Raw genomic sequence first — 17,732 nt, 5'->3', positions numbered from 1 at the left:
ACTAAAGGCAGGCTAACCCCTGCCTTTTTCTTTGGGAAAAAGATATGAGTTCAACAGCACACTGGGATAGTTACTGGCTGGGTAGCGGTAGCCTGAATAGCTTTGGGGAGGGAGAAGCCGCTAAAGGCTACGAAGGAGAATTGTTGGCGTTTTGGCATAACTGCTTTACGCAGTTGCCACAAGATGCCGTTGTGCTGGATGTGGGCACCGGCAATGGCGCTATAGCCATGGCGGCCAGAAAGTACTCTGACAGCCAGCAACATAATTACACCATTTATGGCACAGATGCAGCCAAAATAGAACCTTTGCGGGCGTTTGCCGCGAGCCCGGAAATCGCCGGATTATTACAGACAATTACATTTTACCCGGAGTGCAAAACTGAGGAATTACCCTTTGCCGATGCCTCGGTAGATCTGGTGACCAGTCAGTTTGCTTTTGAATATGCAGAGCGCACAGCGGCGTTAAACGAGTGTCTGCGGGTGTTGAAACCGGGTGGCCGTTTTACAGCAATTATGCATCATGCAGATTCAGACATTGCTAAGGACAGTGCAGCTGGCTTAGCGGTACTGACAGCCTTTTTACAGGACAGCAGCTTTTTCCAACAAGCGGCCATATTACTGAAGTGTATGGCAGAGCAAGCCCGGGCACCAGCTAAACCAGAGCTTGCAGAGCTAACCCAGCAGGCAAATCAGCAACTGTTAACTAATGCGCAGCAGATAAAATTGAAGGTGCCTGAGGACGTAATGCATTGGTATAACGACGTGATGGCCAGAGTCGCAAAACTGATCATAAATTTTTCCGTTGCCAGTATCAGTAACCTGGGTGTTGAACAGCAGAATTTAGCTGCTTTTTGTCAGCGCTTACGTGACCAGCAACTGGCAGCGATGCCGGCAGAAGGCGCGGCAACATTAAGACAGCAACTGACCAAAACCGGTGTGACTTATCAGTTGGCTGAATTAACAATAGAAAATCAATTATTTGGCTGGATATTAAAAATTCAGAAATAATTTGTAATGATTTTGCAGTTATCGTCAGTAGCGGGCTGTAGTACTATGCAGGAAAATAAATACAGGGGTGTAGTGTGAAAAAGTTTTTAGCTGTTTTTTTAGTTGTGTTGCTAGCTGGCATGCCGGTTGCGGCAAACGAGTTAATTCCGGTACGGCATTTCTTTGAGCATGCCAAGTTCAATAATATGAAGGTTTCGCCTGATGGCAAACACATTGCCTTTACTTTTCAAGAAGATACTGAAGTTAAACTGGCGGTAATGAAACTTAGTAATATGGCAGTCACCTCAAGTTTTGCTTTTGGCGAAAATATGCATGTCGTAAACTTTCACTGGGGTAATAAAAGCCGGGTACTGATGGAAGTGGCAGAAATTACCGGAAACCTGGTTAATATGAATGGTACAGCCGTAAATTTGTACGCTGCAAATATTGATGGTACCCGTCGCACAGAGTTATTCCGCACTGAACGGTCTAATTACACCATTTTGCATTTACTGCCAGACCAGCCAGATCGTATTTTAATTGGTAAACGTCATTACGCCGAGAAGAACGGCATGCGGGCTTTTACTATTGATATTAACCGGGCAAAAGAGCGTTATCTGGACGACCAGCCGCAGGGGGTAATTGCCGGCCTGATTGCAGACAACAGTGGCGTAATCCGAATTGGTATTGAGTATATTAAAGGTGATACCTTTGATGAAAATAAAACCGTTATTCACTACAAAAAAAATGATAGTTGGCAACAGCTCGATTTACCTTCGAAGCGTGCTAATCCAGACGTAAGACCTTTGGGCTTTTCAGCGGACAACAGCCGAGCTTATTTTTCATCAAACCATGATATGGCGCAGGATGATGTGGCGGGCGTGTTTGTCTACGACTTTAACACTTCTGAAGTGAGTTTGATTGCCCGGCATGCGTATTCGGATGTCGGTCGGGCTTTTTACAGCCATCAGGGGGACGTGCTTGCCATTGACTATATGGCAACTAATAACGAAGTTGAATTTATTAATCGCGAGCACCGGGATGCTAAATTGCTGGCCGGGTTACAAGCTGCGTTTCCTGGCCAGGCTGTCTCTATTACTTCTTTCGATCGGGCCGGTAAAACCGCGTTATTTCGGGTAAGCAGTGATGTTAACCCTGGTGAGTTTTATTTGTACGATACTGAAAATGGCCAGGCACGTTATCTTGCTTCTGCACTTGGTAAGCTGAAGAAAGAGCAATTACAGCCAATGCAGCAAATTAGCTTTACTGCGCGTGACGGCAAAGTGATCCGTGGTTTACTGACCTTACCTGACAATGCCGGTAAAAATTTACCGCTTATTGTTAATGTGCATGGTGGTCCATTTGGTCCATTCGACAGTTGGGGCTATAACAGTGAAGTACAGTATCTGGCTAACAGAGGCTACGCGGTGTTACAAATAAATTTCCGCGGTTCAGGTGGTTACGGCGATGATTTTCAGCGAGCGGGCCGTTTGCAATGGGGTCATGCCATGCAGGATGATGTTACCGATGGTACTTTGTGGGCTATAGAACAAGGTATTGCTGACAAAGAACGAATTTGCATTTACGGCGGCAGTTATGGTGGTTATGCTGCGCTATGGGGGGTAATTAAAGAGCCTGATTTATATAAATGCAGTGTTGGTTATGTTGGTGTTTATGATATGCCTTTATTTTTTAAGGGTGATGGCTCTGACGCCAGCCGGTCCGGGAGTATTGAGCAGTATATCAGCTCGCACGTTGGCGTGGGGGATGACTATATGCGTTCAATTTCACCTGTCCATCATGTAGATAAAATAAAAGCAGAGCTGTTTATCGTCCATGGGTCGAGAGACGTCCGGGTGCCAATTGTGCATGCTAATAATTTAAAAAAGGCGTTAGATGAAATTGGCAAGCCTTACGAGTGGTTGGTAAAAGAAGATGGCCATGGCTTTTTCAAAGTAGATCATCGGGTTGAGCTTTATAGCAAAATGGCTGAGTTTTTTGACAAGCATATTGGTAAGGTTGAATAAACCCCGTTGATAATTAACTGCTTACTACGACGTTACAATTATTAACATTTAAGGTTTGCAAGTTGCCAGGCGTTCCTATATGTTAAACCTAATGGAACGTACAACAGGGTTGGGAGAAATAATGTTAAAGATGAAATTGTTGGTTATCGGCCTTGCCGGCGTATTGGCGGCGGGCTGCAGCAGCACCGGGACCACTGATACTGCTGATAGTCGTGCCTCACGTAACTATGAATTTGAAGTCGTGGATGATAATGATAAAGTCACCCATATTTGTCGGAATGAGCGTGCTACCGGCAGCAACATTGGTCGGCGTAATTGCCGCACTGTTGAGCAAATTGAGTCTGATCGGGCAGAAGCACGTGCTGAGCTTGAACGGGCCCAGGGTTCTTTGGTTGAGCCACCGCCGGGTGGTTAACGTTCACTCTAAGAAAAAAACCACTGTTGCAGTGGTTTTTTTTATGTCTGAAATAAACTTGTCGCTATGGCTGTCGGAATTTAAAAAGGGAGCAGCAAAGTATTACTGCTGAAACGAACACAGTTAAGTGATAAATTGTGGTGTAAGCGTGAAAAGTAGTCAAAATTCCGGAGCGAACAGATTTGTACCTTAACAACCAATTTATAGTTATGCAGCGCGGTGGCCAGCTGATGCTCAGCCAGATTTCCGGCGTAACAAAACCTTTTCTGGTGCATGAACTGGACCTGCTGCTATTGTCATTTTTTCTGAAAGAGCACGACAAAACCGCAATTGGCTATGCCTTCGTCGCTGACGCTGTTGTAAAGAAAATGGCGCCACAGATCAAAGTTGAGGCTGTGCTAAATCGCATTCAGCAATTACACCAGGCCGGTATTTTAACTGATGATCCGGTTGAAATGAAGGCTGAGACCGCATTGGTTGATGCAGTGGTTGAAAAAGCAAAACTGGTGCCAGAAGTCTTATCGCCGGCGAAGCAGCCAGCAGAAAAGCAAGAACGGGTACCGGAATCGCTGTGTGTCAGCATTCACTTTGCTGCCCTGATAACGCCGCAAGGTTTTGCTGTCTGGTCGGCACAACAGCAACAGCTGATACCACTGTCAGCTAGCAGACTACTACTGTTACTGGCGTTTGCTGACGGCAAAACGCAAACCGAAGTTGTGAGTGATAAAGCTCGCCTTTTTGACAATGTACAGTTGCTATCTCAGGCCATCGATGAGCTTTACGCCCAGGGGCTGCTGCTAAAGCAAAAACGAATTGTGCACAGTAATGTCGACGACATTCCGGTATTTAAACCGGCATTAACTAAGCCAGGTGTAACAACTCGCTGGCAGGATATTAAGCCGGATGGCCGGATCCCGGTCTATTTTGTGCCACATATGGAGAATCACCTGCCTTTGGCATTAGGTGTGTTGTTTAGTGCGTTACAGCATTATCAAAATGGCATCTTGCTCGAACGTTTTGTATTAATTCCGATAAACTTTCTAACCCCGAATGATTTGCTCAACGGCCCTTACCGCCAGTTTGGGCCAGGGGTTTGGTTGTTCTCAAATTACATGTGGTCGGTAGATTTAAACCTGCAAATCAGCCAGGCAGTCAAGCAACATAATAGCAACAACCTCACCATACACGGCGGCCCCAGCACGCCCGATTACCCGCAGGCATGTAAAGATTTTATGCGCATTAATCTTTCCGTTGATATTGCGGTGCATGGTGAGGGGGAAGTGGCCATTGCCGAAATTTTTGAAACGATCTCCAAAAATATTGCCGGCGTTCCAGTTTTTGATGAATTTGCTCTGGCCAGCGTTACCGGCATTAGTTTTCGAAATAAGCTTAGCGAGGGCATAGTACACACAGCCGGCCGCACCCGGATGAAAGAGGTTGATATGATCCCTTCTCCTTACTTGTCCGGTTATTTTGATGGTTATGGTGGTAGGGTAGAGGCTGCCATCATTGAAACTAATCGCGGCTGCCCCTACGGCTGTACTTTTTGTGACTGGGGCTCTGCGACTAACCAGAAAGTTCGTAAATTTGATATGGAGCGGGTCAAACAGGAAATTGACTGGATAGGCCAGAACAACATTAAGGTGATGTGGATAGCTGATGCTAATTTTGGCCTGTATGAACGCGATATTGACATTGCCAGGCATATCGTTGCGGTTAAACAGCAATTTGGCTACCCGCATGAGGTGGTCGTAAATTACACCAAGAACTCGACACTGAAGTTGGTTGAAATTATTAAAATTTTCACCGAAGGCGGTATTATCAGCCAGGGTATTATTTCTATTCAGACCACAGATGAAGGTACCCTTGATGTCATAAACCGTAAAAATATCCGCACCGAGCGTTATGATGAGCTCACCCAGATCTTTGACGACTTAAAGCTACCGCTATCGACCGATCTGATGATTGGTTTACCAGGAATTACTGTTGCAGCCTTTGACAACGATTTACAGCGCTATATTGATATGGATGTGTCAGTAAAGGCCTATCCAACCCAATTACTGCCTAACAGCCCAATGGCTGACCCTGCTTATATAGAGAAATATCAGATAAAGGTCGATGCCCATAATTTCCTGATTGCCAGTTTCAGTTACACTGAGCAGGATTTGGCGCATATGAAAGCGATGTATCAAATGTATGTAATGGCAGATGGCTATTCTTTGCTACGGTATGTTATGCGTTTCTTGCAATGGGAACATAATATTACTGCCATAACCTTCTTACGCGATATTCTGCAGCAGGTTAATGAAGAGCCGGGTCGTTATCCGCAGATAAGCTGGGCCGTGCGGTTTTTTAATCAGGATAAAACCATGCCAGGCGGCTGGGCTGGATTTTATCAGCAAATTGCTATGTTTATTCAACAGCATTACCAGTTGGCAGACAGTTCAGCGCTGGCAACGGTATTGCAGGTCAATTTGCTGTGCATGCCGGATGACACTCTGGTCTATCCGCTAACTGCCCAGCTACAACATGATTTTAAGCATTATTTTAAAGAGTATAAGCAGTTGCAAAAACCACTGGCAAGTTACCCTCCTGCAACATTTGAGGTTACCGATCCGAATTCAATGGTCAGTGTCGATATGAATTATCTGCAGTACGATACCCATCAGTTTTTCTGGGAACTACACTCTGAGGTATCGCGGCCAAAATCAGTTTCGGACTTTGCTGCTGCCTGAATTCTCTGTCTTAATAGACCTGTTAATCAGGCTATTAAGACAGATCAGATAATTAGCCTTAATTTGCGATGAATGACGGAACTTTTTATTGACCGGCGAGGAATCGATATGCATATTGGGTAAGGTTATTGGCAGAACTTATTGCCAGTAAATTTTATCCGGGCTGGCTCTGATTGGCTTAGCTCTGAAACCAATAAAATAAGAATTACTTTTAAATAAAGTGATCCAGGGAGATCAAAATGTTCACAAATAGCAAACTAAGCAAAGCCGTGCGCCTGGCTTTCGCTTTCGGTGCCGCATCCAGCATGCTGGCAGCCGGAGCCGTTTCAGCCCAGACTGAAACTGAAGACGAAGAAGCAAAATCAGAAAAAACCGAACGTATTCAGGTTGTTGGTTCGCGTATTCGTACTGATGGTTTAGATAATGCCACGCCTATTACCATCATTAGCGCTGATATTGCTAAAGATCAGGGCCTGAGCACTCTGGGTGAATTACTCCGTACGTCGACTGTTGCTGCTGGTTCCAGCCAGCTGATTTCAGCGTTATCGGTTGGCTTCGTTACTGCAGGTGGTGCAGGTAACGAGTCGATTTCAATGCGTGGTTTAGGTGCTAACCGTACCCTGGTATTATTAAACGGCCGTCGTGCTGGTCCTGCCGGTACTCGTGGTCAGGTTGCTGCCTTTGATTTGAACTCTATTCCATTATCTGCGGTAGACCGGGTTGAAGTATTAAAAGATGGCGCTTCATCGCTATACGGCTCTGACGCGGTTGCCGGTGTTATCAACATCATTACCAAAAAAGGTGACGGTTCTAACGTTACGGTAAATTTAGATCAACCATTTGACAGCGGTGGTGAGAACTATCGGATCAACGCTACGTATGGCAAAACCTTTGACCGCGGTTCATTCCGGGTTGTTGCCGATTACAACTTACAGACTGAATTAGCCCGTGGCGATCGTGATTACTTTGCCTGTAATGAGCGGATGTTCTACAGCCAGTCAACCGGTGAGCGGACTGACCCAATTGACCCGCGGACCGGTGATTACCACTGTAACGCATCGCAATATGGCGTTTGGATTTTCAACTATGCACCTGGTGCGTCTAACTTTTTGCCAGGCATTAAAGCACAGTATGACTATGATGGTTTTTTCCAGCAGTTTGACCGGCCTACCTTTGACAGCCTGATTACCACGCCTGGCCCGGACAATATCAGCGTACCAAACGGCTGGTATCCGGTATCGTATGACAAAGACTCAGATGGCTGGGCAGATGCTGACCACCCATTCCAGGATCGGCAGTCAATGATCCCGGAAAGTAAAGTTGCGTCAGTATTTATGATGGGTGACTACGATTTAACTGACAGCATCTCTGCATACTCTGAGTTGACATTAAGCCAGCGTACTACCGAAGTAAACAGCTTCCGTCAGTTCTGGACTGCTAATCTGGCAGCCAATGGTTACATTTTTGGCGGCACTGTTGATGGCTGGGATGGCTCAGTAGGCTTTATGCCGGTAGCGATGACTGACCATAGTGGTAATAAGACTACCATCAATTACAGTCGTTATGTTTTAGGACTGGAGGGTGCCCTGGGTGACTGGAACTGGGATATTTCTTACCAGAACAGCTATAACAAAGGTGAGTATGATACTGCCGTTATTTTAAATGACGCCATGATTATGGCGCAAAACGCAGTATATGGTGGTCCTTGTGCTGGTGCGACTTCGCCAGTGTCAGGCAAAAGCTGTGTTGAAGTTGACTGGTTGAGCCCGGATCATATTAATGGTAACCAATCACAGCAGGTCAAAGACTTCCTGTTCGATACCGATTATGGTCAGACCAGCTATCGTCAACAGACTATAGATGCTTACATTACCGGTGATTTATTTGAATTACCGGCCGGTATGGTCGGTGTGGCTGTTGGTGGTTCATTACAGCAAGATAAACTGAACGATATTCCCGGCGAAGCAACCCTGGCAGGTAACTTGTGGGGTTCTACCGGTGCCGGTATTACCCGTGGTAAAGCTGACACCAAGGCTGTATACAGTGAATTCTATATTCCATTGTTACAGGACAAATTCCTGGCCGAGCAGTTAGATGTTACTGCCTCTGGTCGCTGGACTGATGTGTCTACCTATGGCGCAGATACTACGTATAAAGTGTCTGCAAACTGGGTAATTGGTAACGGCTTCCAGGTACGTGCTTCACGTGGTACCTCGTTCCGGGCACCAGCGTTGTTTGAATTGTTCCTGGAAGGCCAGACTGGCTTCCTGAACCAAACCGGCAATGACCCATGCTTAAACTGGGCTGGTCGTCTGGATGAAGGTACTATCGACCCGCGGGTCGCCCAGAACTGTCAGGCTGATGGTGTGCCTGCTGATTATGTCAACCCGGGTAGTTCAATGACCTCAATCACCGGTGGTGGTGCAGGGGTACTGGAAGCTGAAACGTCAGTATCAAAAGGTATTGGCCTGGTCTGGAAGAGCCCGGAAGACACCTTTGGTTTGTCAGCAGATTACTATGATGTGGTAATCAGCGGTCAGGTATCTAACCTGGGTGGTGGTACAGTAATTGGTTTATGTTACCGTTCAGAGAACTTCCCAACCGATCCGCTGTGTAGCCAGTTTACCCGCCGTGACGGTACAGCCGGTGACTACGGTATTGATACTGTGCGTGGTGGTTATGTTAACGTCGCCCAGCAGAAAGTTCGCGGTACTGACTTTATGCTGACATACCAGGATGATTTTGACTTTGGTTCATTGCGTTTACGTTGGGATCACACTGTGCAGTTTGAACGTTCGTTCAAACAGTTCCCGGACAGTGAAGCATCACAGTACGTTGGTGATGTCGGTGATCCGAAGCATGTAGGTACCATGAGCGCGACATTAAACCGCGATGAGTGGACTTACACCTGGAGCCTGCGTTATGCATCAGCGACTGACGATTACCAGTATTTTGCTAATGGTAATCAAACCACTTACCGTGGTCAGCCGTCTACCTTCGTAGCGGAAGCACCAACGTATATTCTGCACAATGCATCAGTGCAGAAAGAGTTTTTTGGTGTAGACGTGACAGCGGGTATTGCTAACATCTTTGACAAGAACCCACCGCAAGGCTCGCCAGCCGGTGTTCGTACTGCCGGTAACTCTATATTGTATTCGCAGTATGAGTTCGTTGGTCGTCGCGCGTTCGTGAACTTGTCTTACGATTTCTAAGCTGATTGTAATACGAAGCTAAATAGCAAGCCCCGCATTCTGCGGGGCTTTTCTTTTCAGTTTATTAGGCCGCAGTGCTTTTCAAAGCGGCGTAAATTCATTACCATTAGCGCCCTTAAAATGTTCATTACTAGCAAAGAGTGGGTAGCATGGCCGACGAAAATTTTAAAGATTCATTTAATTTTTGGCAGTTTCTGGCGTTTGTAGCCATTTTTGTTGCTTTGCTTTGTCTGGTGCCAATAGTGCGCTGGGTCCAGCTTTTGTTCTGATTACATCTCTTTAGCCCAACGGCACCGGTCTTAAAAGGTAGCACCATGAATTTGCAACAACTTGCCACTGAACTGAAACGTGTTATTAAAACGGTTCCTGATTACCCGAAGCCGGGTATTACCTTTCGCGATGTAACCAGCCTGATGCAGGACGGCCCGGCCTTTAAAAAAGTAATTGATGCCTTCGCCGCTTACTATGCCGACAAGGGTATAGAGAAAATTATTGGTACGGAGTCACGCGGTTTTATTTTTGGTGCACCGTTATCTTACGCGCTGGGAATTCCATTTGTGCCGGTTCGTAAGCCGGGTAAGTTGCCACGTGAGCGTATTTCACAACGTTATACTCTGGAATACGGTGAAGATGCGCTTGAATTGCACGCTGATGCGATAGAAGCGGGTGACAAAGTGCTGCTGGTTGATGACTTACTGGCAACCGGCGGTACTATAGATGCCACCGTGCAGTTAGTGCGCCGCCTGGGTGGTACAGTCGATCACGCGGCTTTTGTTATTGCTCTGCCAGAACTGGGTGGTGTCAGTCGTTTAGAAGCGCTGGGTTTAAATATCTTAAGTCTGGTTGAGTATAGCGGCGAATAAGTTTAGGCTGATAGCAGAACATCTCTTTAAGCATCAGGCTGTGGCATGAGTTATCAGGTTTTAGCAAGAAAATGGCGGCCAAAGCAGTTTACCGAACTGGTTGGCCAGAGCCACGTAAAAACAGCACTTAGTAATGCCCTGACCAGTAGCCGTCTGCATCACGCCTATTTGTTTACCGGTACCCGTGGTGTGGGCAAAACCACTATTGCCCGAATTTTCGCCAAAAGTTTAAATTGTGAAACTGGTATTACCGCCACGCCCTGTGGCGTTTGCAGCGCCTGTCAGGAGATAGATGCCGGTAATTTTGTTGACCTGCTGGAAATTGATGCTGCCTCGCGCACTAAAGTTGAAGATACCCGAGATTTGCTCGACAACGTGCAGTATGCGCCAAGCCGGGGTCGTTTTAAGGTGTACCTGATTGACGAAGTGCATATGTTGTCCCGTCACAGTTTTAATGCCTTACTGAAAACCCTGGAAGAGCCGCCACCTCATGTAAAGTTCCTGCTGGCAACCACCGACCCGCAAAAATTGCCGGTAACGGTATTGTCACGCTGTCTGCAATTTAGCCTAAAAGCGCTGAGCCAGGATCAGATCGCGGCGCATCTGAGCCACGTTTTGACAGCAGAACAGATTGATTTCGACCCGGCTGCTCTGGTGCTACTGGCTAAAGCAGCCAATGGCAGTTTACGTGATTCACTGAGTTTAACCGATCAAGCCATAGCACAAAGTAACAGCCAGCTTACGCTGGAGGCAGTGCGCGCGATGCTGGGTTTTTTAGATCAGCAATTCGCCAGCGCAATTCTTGGGGCAATTCTGCACCACGATTACCAGGCAATGCAGACTGAATTGCAAGCGTTAATCAGCCAGCATAGTGATTACGGCCGAGTGCTGGATGACATGCTGACCCTGTTGCATCAGGGGGCATTGGCTCAATTAGAACCTGCAGCTGCGCAATTGTCAGAGCAGCCTGAGTTTGTTACTAAGATAGCGGCCAGCCAGAGCCCCGAAGCGCTGCAGTTGTATTATCAGTTATTGATAAGCGGTAAGCGGGAACTAGGTTACGCTCCGGATGAACGGACCGGCCTGGAAATGGCATTATTACGGGCACTGGCTTTTGTGCCGGCATCTGCCGCTGTAAAGCCTGAAGCAGCACAGAGCGCTCCGGGGCGGGCGGCAGTATCAACCCAACCGGCAGCAGCACCGATAGCGGTAACTGCTGACAAAGCAGTTGCGGAGCCTGCTGTGGCTGCTGCGCCAGAGCAACCCGCTAAGCAACAAAAAACGGCGCAACATCCAGCGCAATCTGCCACCATTCCTCAGCACGTTGGGCCTGCAGAGCCCGTTTCAGCGGTGGAAAGTATTGACCCGCTGACTGCCAGTATCATTAAACGCCGTGGTCTGACGGCGGAAGCCGGAGCGACACCGCCAAAAAGCCTGAGCACCGGCCAGTGCCGGTGCCCGCCATTGGCAAAGTCCCGACAATTGAACCCCAACAAAAAAGTATTATGCGCAGTAAAGCGCTGACTGTTAGTGCTGTAGCGTTACCGGCAGCACAGGCAAATGACCTGCCGGCAATTGGCAACCAGTCGGTATCTGAGTATCCGGATGAAACTGACCCTGAAACTGAACAGCTGTACCCGGAAGATCCAGCCAATCAGGCCATGCTGGATTCATTATGGCAGCAAACTCATCAGCAGGCTGATCCGGGCAAAGTGTTTGACGGTGAAATTAACGAGCAGAATTTTTCAATTCGGTTCGCTGCTGAAGTTGATAGCTGGGCGGCACTGATTGAAAAAATGCCGGTAGGAGGCCTGATGCGCTTGTTCCTGCTAAACAGTGCTATGCAGTTAAACGAGCAACGGCTTGCCCTCTGTGTCCACCAAAGCCAGCAGCATCTGGATAGCAGTGATTTTCGCGCTCAGTTATTGAGCTTGTTGTCTGAAGCAATTGGCCAGCCATTGCAATTGCAGATAAACTATAGCAACGATGTACCGCAATGTCCGCTGGCTATTCAGCAGCGGATAGAGCAGGAGCGCCTTAGCTATGTCAGCCGGTTGATGCAGCAAGATCCGAAAGTACAACAGTTACAACAGCAATTTGATGCCAGTTTGTTATTGGACACCCTGCAGGTAAACTAACACAGCGTTACCGTTGCAGGTTGACTTGTAATTTAAGGCGCAACTGATTATCTTGGCGCCAACAATCTTAACAGAGAGAAACAACTATGTTTAAAGGCGGTATGGGCAACATTATGAAGCAGGCGCAAGCCATGCAGGAAAAAATGCAAAAGGTGCAAGCCGAAATTGCCAATATGGAAGTGACAGGCGAGTCGGGTGCAGGCCTGGTGAAAATTACTATGACCGGCAGCCATACTGTGCGGCGGGTAGAAATTGACGATAGTTTACTGGCTGACGATAAAGAAATGCTGGAAGACTTAGTTGCTGCAGCGTTAAATGATGCAGTACGGCGGGTTGAAGATAACAACAAAGAGCAAATGGCCAAAGTAACCGGCGGCATGCAGTTGCCACCGGGTATGAAGTTACCGTTCTGATACAGGTAGTACAGTAGTATGAGTAAACTGGCTCCTCTGGTTCAGCAATTAATTGAAGCACTGCGGGTATTACCCGGCGTTGGCCCGAAATCGGCGCAGCGTATGGCATTTCATTTGCTGGAACGCAACCGTGAAGGCGGTGAGCGCCTGGGGGCCGCGTTAACCCGGGCAATGGATAAAGTAGGGCATTGCCAATGTTGCCGGACTTTCTGCGAAGCTGATATTTGCGCGCTTTGTGCTGACCCGTTGCGACAGCAAGCCGGCACCCTTTGTGTGGTTGGTTCGGCGTCAGACCAGCTGGCAATTGAGCATACCGGCCAGTTCAACGGTTTATACTTCGTGCTGATGGGCTATATTTCACCACTCGACGGTATCGGCCCGGCCGAGCTGGGACTCGATCGGTTGGAAATACAGCTGGCAAAAGGCCAGATCAGCGAAGTGATACTGGCAACGAATCCGACCGTAGAGGGGGATGCTACGGCCTATTACCTGGCAGAGCTGTGCAATAAGTACCAAATCCCGGTAACCCGCCTGGCCCAGGGCGTACCGGTTGGCGGAGAGCTGGAATATATTGATGGTACTACCTTATCCCATGCCTTTAGTGGCCGCAAAACCTTCTGAATCGTTATTCCTTCGCTATTTTTTAACTTGAATTCCGCGAGCCACTCCCCCATATAACAGGCAACTGACGGGCGCAACCGCGTCTTATTATTCCTGTAAAAACTACGTTCGAGGACCCGATAATGAGTGATAATACTGCCACTAACCCTGGACAGAAGCAGACTCATGGCTTTCAGGCAGAAGTGAAACAACTGCTTAACCTGATGATCCATTCACTGTATTCCAATAAAGAAATATTCCTGCGTGAATTGGTCTCTAACGCCTCTGATGCAGCTGATAAACTGCGTTTTCTGGCGCTGTCAGACTCCAGCTTGTATGGCGATGACGGCGAACTGAAAGTCCGGATCAGTCTGGATGAAAGCAAGCGGACACTGACCGTCAGCGACAACGGTATCGGTATGACGGAGCAGGAAGTTATTTCGCACCTGGGAACTATTGCTAAATCGGGTACCAAAGAGTTTTTCTCGCAGTTATCTGGTGATCAGAGTAAAGATTCAAAATTAATCGGCCAGTTTGGTGTCGGTTTCTATTCTGCCTTTATTGTTGCTGATAAGGTAACGGTTCGTACCCGCAAAGCCGGTACCACTGAAGCGGTAGAGTGGGAGTCGTCAGGTGAGGGCGAATATACCCTGGCGCCGATTGATAAAGAAAGTCGGGGTACCGACATTATTCTGCATTTACGCGAAGGTGAAGATGAGTTTTTAAGCCGCTGGAAAGTAGAAAGCATTATCACCAAATACTCAGACCATATCAGCATTCCAGTCGAAATGTGGCAGGAAGGCACCCCGGAGCGGGAAGAAGAGGGTGAGAAAATTCCGGGTACCGAAGGTAGCTGGCAGGCGGTAAATAAAGCTACAGCACTTTGGACCCGTGATAAATCAGAGATCACCGAGCAGGAGTATCAGGAGTTTTATAAGCATATCTCGCATGACTGGAGTGAGCCGCTAAGCTGGAGCCATAATAAAGTAGAAGGTAGCAGCAATTATACCAGCCTATTATATGTGCCGAAAAAAGCGCCTTTTGATATGTGGAACCGTGAAGCGAAGCACGGCTTAAAACTGTATGTGCAGCGTGTGTTTATTATGGATGACGCCGAGCAGTTTATGCCAAGCTACCTGCGCTTTATTAAAGGCGTGCTGGATTCCAGCGATTTACCATTAAACGTATCACGTGAAATTCTGCAGGATACCAAAGTTACTCAAAGCCTGCGTAAGGGCTGTACCAGCCGTACCTTAAAAATGCTGGATAAACTGGCGAAAGATCCTGAGCAGTACCAGCTGTTCTGGGATGAGTTTGGCCAGGTGCTAAAAGAAGGCCCGGCAGAAGATATGGCTAACAAAGAGCAGATAGCCGGTTTGCTGCGGTTTGCTTCTACCCATAACGACGACGCTACCCAGAATGTGGCGCTGGCGGATTACATCAGCCGGATGAAAGAAGGACAGGATGAAATTTACTATGTGGTTGCCGATAGCTATCAGGCCGCCAAGCACAGCCCGCATCTGGAAGTATTCCGCAAAAAAGGTCTGGAAGTACTGTTGTTGTCAGACCGGATTGACGAGTGGCTAATCCAGCATTTACCAGAGTTCAGTGAGAAGAAGTTGCGCTCGGTTGCCAAAGGCGGCTTAGATCTCTCTAAACTGGATGATGAGGAAACCAAAAAAGCCCAGCAGGAAACGGCTGAAGCCTTTGCCAGCGTGTTGGAACGCTTTAAAACGGCCCTGGGTGACGAAGTAAAAGAAGTGAAGGTCAGCCACCGTTTAACTGACAGCCCGGCCTGTGTGGTGACTGATGAACATGATATGAGTACCCAGATGATGAAGCTGATGGAGTCGGTTGGTCAGAAAGTACCGGACGTAAAACCGATTTTTGAGCTGAACCCGGAACATCAGTTGGTGAAACATATTGCCAATGAAACCGATGATGCCCGCTTTAATGAATGGGCTCAGGTGTTGTTTGAGCAGGCATTACTGGCTGAACGTGGCAGTTTGAAAAACCCTGCCAGTTATGTAACCCGTTTGAATAACTTACTGTTGTCACTGGCAAAGTAATTTACTGCTTTTAATTGAAAGCCCGCCGATGCTGTTGCATCAGCGGGCTTTTTCTATTTGTACTTCCCGCCTCGCTTCTTCCTGATTGCACACTATACTCAGTCCAATATCTGGTTTAGAAGTGGGAGAGCATAATGGGGTCGAGTTGGAAAAGCCTTAGCCTGGGGGTCAGGCTGACTGTCAGTATGGTAGGGCTGATTTTACTGTCGATTGTGGTGCTGACCAGCCTGGTTTTTATTGAATATAAAAACGCCCGCACAGAAGCGGTTCTTAGCAATTTACAAAATAACGGTAATGCCAGTGCTGAAGCATTTACAAATTGGTTGCTGGTTCGCCAGGAAGAGATGCGCTATCTGGCTGCGCTGGCTCAGGTTCAGCAAGGTGATTTGGCTCTTAGTAGCAGCTTAATGCAGGCGATGGCGCAAAGTCAGGGCTATTATGACACTATTTTCGTGGTGGGGCCGGATGGCCGGGGCCAGGCGGGAGTCAGCTATGCCAACGGCCAGGCCCGGGTTTTGTCTTCTGCTGAAGCGCAGGATTTCAACGTTGCTGACAGGGCCTGGTTTAAGCAGGCAATTGCCGGGCAGGATGCGTTTTCGCAACCGATAGTGTCGCGGGCGACTGGCGCCAGAGTCAGTACGGTGGCAATTCCTATTCGCCTGAATGGTCAGGTCGTTGGGGTCATGCGCGGCGCCGTTCAGCTCAGTACGATTTTTGAGATGGTGAACGAGCTAAGTCATGACAGCTATACAGAAATTTACCTACTGGACAGTGATGGTGCTGCCATTACCGAGGCCGCCTCGCTAAAGGGGGTGAGCGGCGCATTGACTACTGACGCAGCCGATGCGGTCAGGGCGAAGCAAAGCGGGGTGGGACAATATCAGAATGCCGCCGACACTGAGGTATTCGGTAGTTATAACTTCATCCCGATGCTCGGTTGGTCATTAGTACTGGAAAGTCGTCAAGCAGACGCCATGAGCGATGTAAGAACCATGTTCTGGACATTGTTTGTTATCTCGCTGGTGGTGCTGATTATCGCAGCGCTGATCTGCATCATGTTAGTGCGCAACGTCACCAAATTACTTGGTGGTGAACCGGAATATGCTGCCGCAGCTGTGCATCAGGTCGCAGAGGGCGACCTCACTGCCCGGATAGCCCTCAGGCCAGGTGATAACAGTAGTTTGCTTGCATCAATTTCCAGCATGCAGCAAAACCTACGTAACATGATAGGCCAGGTTGGTGACTACTCTGATCAGGTTGCGTCAGCGGCGACAGAACTGGCTAAAATTAATGAGCATACCCGCAGTGGTATTGAGCAGCAAAACAGCGAGATTAATAACTCTGCCGTGGCGATGAACCAGATGACCAGCTCGCTGGAGGAAGTATCACGCAATACCCAGCAGGCAGCACAGGCGGCGACAGCAGCTGAGCGTGAAACGGCTCATGGCCAGCAGATTGTCAGTACGACTTTAACTGATTTGACTAAATTGTCAGCTGAAGTCAGCAAAGCCTCTGAAATTATTAATTTACTAAAACAGGACAGCGACCATATTGGTAGTATTTTGCAGGTTATTGAGAGCATTGCAGAGCAAACTAATTTGTTAGCATTAAATGCGGCAATTGAAGCAGCACGGGCGGGTGAGAGTGGCCGCGGGTTTGCAGTGGTGGCTGATGAGGTACGTACCCTGGCCAGCCGGACGAAAGATTCAACCACCGAAATTAAGCAAATGATAGAAAAATTACAGGCGGGGACTGAGAGAGCCGTGCAGGCTAATCATAGTAGTGAGCACTCAGCCAAAGCCACTGCTGACAGTGCTGGCAGCGCTGGCCAGGCCCTGCACGCCATAAGTGAAGCGGTTGAACTGATTAGTAGCACCGCCCACCAGATAGCCAGTGCAACCGAGCAGCAAACAACAGTGTCTCGCGATATTAACCAGAATATTCACCGGATAAGTGATGTTGCTGTACAAAATAGTGAAAATGTCGTGCAGTCTGCCCGGGCAAGTGATGCGCTGTCCGAGCTGGCAGAGCAATTACAGGAGCTGGTGCGTCGCTTCAGACTTTAGTCGGTATCTGTCATTGGCGCAGCCGGAAAAGCGGGACTTTCTGGCGCTTTAACGAATAAACGGCGTCAGAGCCTGCTGTTGGCAAGGCTATCGACTAAAGGCTAGTAAATACGCCACTTCAGGTAGCACCAGTGGACAAAATTCTTGTTTCAGCAAGCACATTGTGTAAAGATTCGGTTCTATAAATATTTGAATAATCCCAGAACAC

At 48.0% G+C, this 17,732-nt stretch carries 12 protein-coding genes; all 12 read left to right on the top strand.

What is annotated here, in order from left to right; genetic code table 11:
• Positions 1 to 44 precede the first annotated feature (44 nt).
• The 12 genes from KG631_RS13725 to KG631_RS13670 all read left to right on the top strand — a co-directional run bounded on the left by KG631_RS13725 (position 45) and on the right by KG631_RS13670 (position 17,524).
• Positions 45 to 1,007 carry a class I SAM-dependent methyltransferase gene (locus KG631_RS13725; RefSeq protein WP_214000255.1) on the top strand — a complete coding sequence of 321 codons (963 nt, stop codon included), beginning with the start codon at positions 45 to 47 and terminating at the stop codon, positions 1,005 to 1,007.
• 74 nt (positions 1,008 to 1,081) lie between these two features.
• Complete coding sequence (locus KG631_RS19260; protein ID WP_214000254.1) at positions 1,082 to 3,013, top strand: prolyl oligopeptidase family serine peptidase; 1,932 nt, start codon at positions 1,082 to 1,084, stop codon at positions 3,011 to 3,013.
• A gap of 121 nt (positions 3,014 to 3,134) precedes the next feature.
• Positions 3,135 to 3,428: a hypothetical protein gene (locus KG631_RS13715; protein WP_214000253.1), complete on the top strand. Its 294-nt coding sequence runs from the start codon at positions 3,135 to 3,137 to the stop codon at positions 3,426 to 3,428.
• A 182-nt stretch (positions 3,429 to 3,610) separates the two neighbouring features.
• Positions 3,611 to 6,163, top strand: a complete 2,553-nt coding sequence (locus KG631_RS13710; RefSeq protein ID WP_214000252.1) for a radical SAM protein — start codon at positions 3,611 to 3,613, stop codon at positions 6,161 to 6,163.
• A gap of 239 nt (positions 6,164 to 6,402) precedes the next feature.
• Complete coding sequence (locus KG631_RS13705) at positions 6,403 to 9,375, top strand: TonB-dependent receptor (RefSeq protein WP_214000251.1); 2,973 nt, start codon at positions 6,403 to 6,405, stop codon at positions 9,373 to 9,375.
• Positions 9,376 to 9,689: 314 nt separating this feature from the next.
• Positions 9,690 to 10,238, top strand: coding sequence for an adenine phosphoribosyltransferase (gene apt / locus KG631_RS13700; protein WP_214000250.1), 549 nt, complete (start codon positions 9,690 to 9,692; stop codon positions 10,236 to 10,238).
• Between the two features lie 45 nt (positions 10,239 to 10,283).
• A complete protein-coding gene (dnaX, locus tag KG631_RS13695) occupies positions 10,284 to 11,762 on the top strand; it encodes a DNA polymerase III subunit gamma/tau (protein ID WP_214000249.1) in 1,479 nt (492 codons plus the stop codon).
• On the top strand, positions 11,744 to 12,376 hold the full coding sequence (locus KG631_RS13690; RefSeq protein ID WP_214000248.1) for a DNA polymerase III subunit gamma/tau C-terminal domain-containing protein: 633 nt from the start codon (positions 11,744 to 11,746) through the stop codon (positions 12,374 to 12,376). Before dnaX ends, KG631_RS13690 begins: the two co-directional genes overlap by 19 nt.
• 86 nt (positions 12,377 to 12,462) lie before the next feature.
• A complete protein-coding gene (locus KG631_RS13685) occupies positions 12,463 to 12,789 on the top strand; it encodes a YbaB/EbfC family nucleoid-associated protein (protein WP_214000247.1) in 327 nt (108 codons plus the stop codon).
• 18 nt (positions 12,790 to 12,807) lie between these two features.
• A complete protein-coding gene (gene recR / locus KG631_RS13680) occupies positions 12,808 to 13,410 on the top strand; it encodes a recombination mediator RecR (RefSeq protein ID WP_214000246.1) in 603 nt (200 codons plus the stop codon).
• A 122-nt stretch (positions 13,411 to 13,532) separates the two neighbouring features.
• Positions 13,533 to 15,458 (top strand): molecular chaperone HtpG, encoded by a 1,926-nt coding sequence (htpG, locus tag KG631_RS13675; RefSeq protein ID WP_214000245.1) that lies wholly within the window; start codon positions 13,533 to 13,535, stop codon positions 15,456 to 15,458.
• Between the two features lie 134 nt (positions 15,459 to 15,592).
• Positions 15,593 to 17,524 (top strand): methyl-accepting chemotaxis protein, encoded by a 1,932-nt coding sequence (locus KG631_RS13670; protein ID WP_214000244.1) that lies wholly within the window; start codon positions 15,593 to 15,595, stop codon positions 17,522 to 17,524.
• Positions 17,525 to 17,732: the final 208 nt, after the last annotated feature.

Origin of the sequence: Arsukibacterium sp. (assembly GCF_018402695.1) — a bacterium.
Lineage (GTDB): Bacteria > Pseudomonadota > Gammaproteobacteria > Enterobacterales > Alteromonadaceae > Alishewanella.
This window is presented reverse-complemented; position numbering and strand designations above follow the sequence as displayed.

Coding starts and splice junctions, on each gene's coding strand:
- KG631_RS13725 (WP_214000255.1), top strand. CDS start 45: ATGAGTTCAACAGCACACTGGGATAGTTACTGGCTGGGTAGCGGTAGC.
- KG631_RS13715 (WP_214000253.1), top strand. CDS start 3,135: ATGTTAAAGATGAAATTGTTGGTTATCGGCCTTGCCGGCGTATTGGCG.
- KG631_RS13705 (WP_214000251.1), top strand. CDS start 6,403: ATGTTCACAAATAGCAAACTAAGCAAAGCCGTGCGCCTGGCTTTCGCT.
- apt (WP_214000250.1), top strand. CDS start 9,690: ATGAATTTGCAACAACTTGCCACTGAACTGAAACGTGTTATTAAAACG.
- dnaX (WP_214000249.1), top strand. CDS start 10,284: ATGAGTTATCAGGTTTTAGCAAGAAAATGGCGGCCAAAGCAGTTTACC.
- KG631_RS13690 (WP_214000248.1), top strand. CDS start 11,744: ATGCGCAGTAAAGCGCTGACTGTTAGTGCTGTAGCGTTACCGGCAGCA.
- KG631_RS13685 (WP_214000247.1), top strand. CDS start 12,463: ATGTTTAAAGGCGGTATGGGCAACATTATGAAGCAGGCGCAAGCCATG.
- recR (WP_214000246.1), top strand. CDS start 12,808: ATGAGTAAACTGGCTCCTCTGGTTCAGCAATTAATTGAAGCACTGCGG.
- htpG (WP_214000245.1), top strand. CDS start 13,533: ATGAGTGATAATACTGCCACTAACCCTGGACAGAAGCAGACTCATGGC.
- KG631_RS13670 (WP_214000244.1), top strand. CDS start 15,593: ATGGGGTCGAGTTGGAAAAGCCTTAGCCTGGGGGTCAGGCTGACTGTC.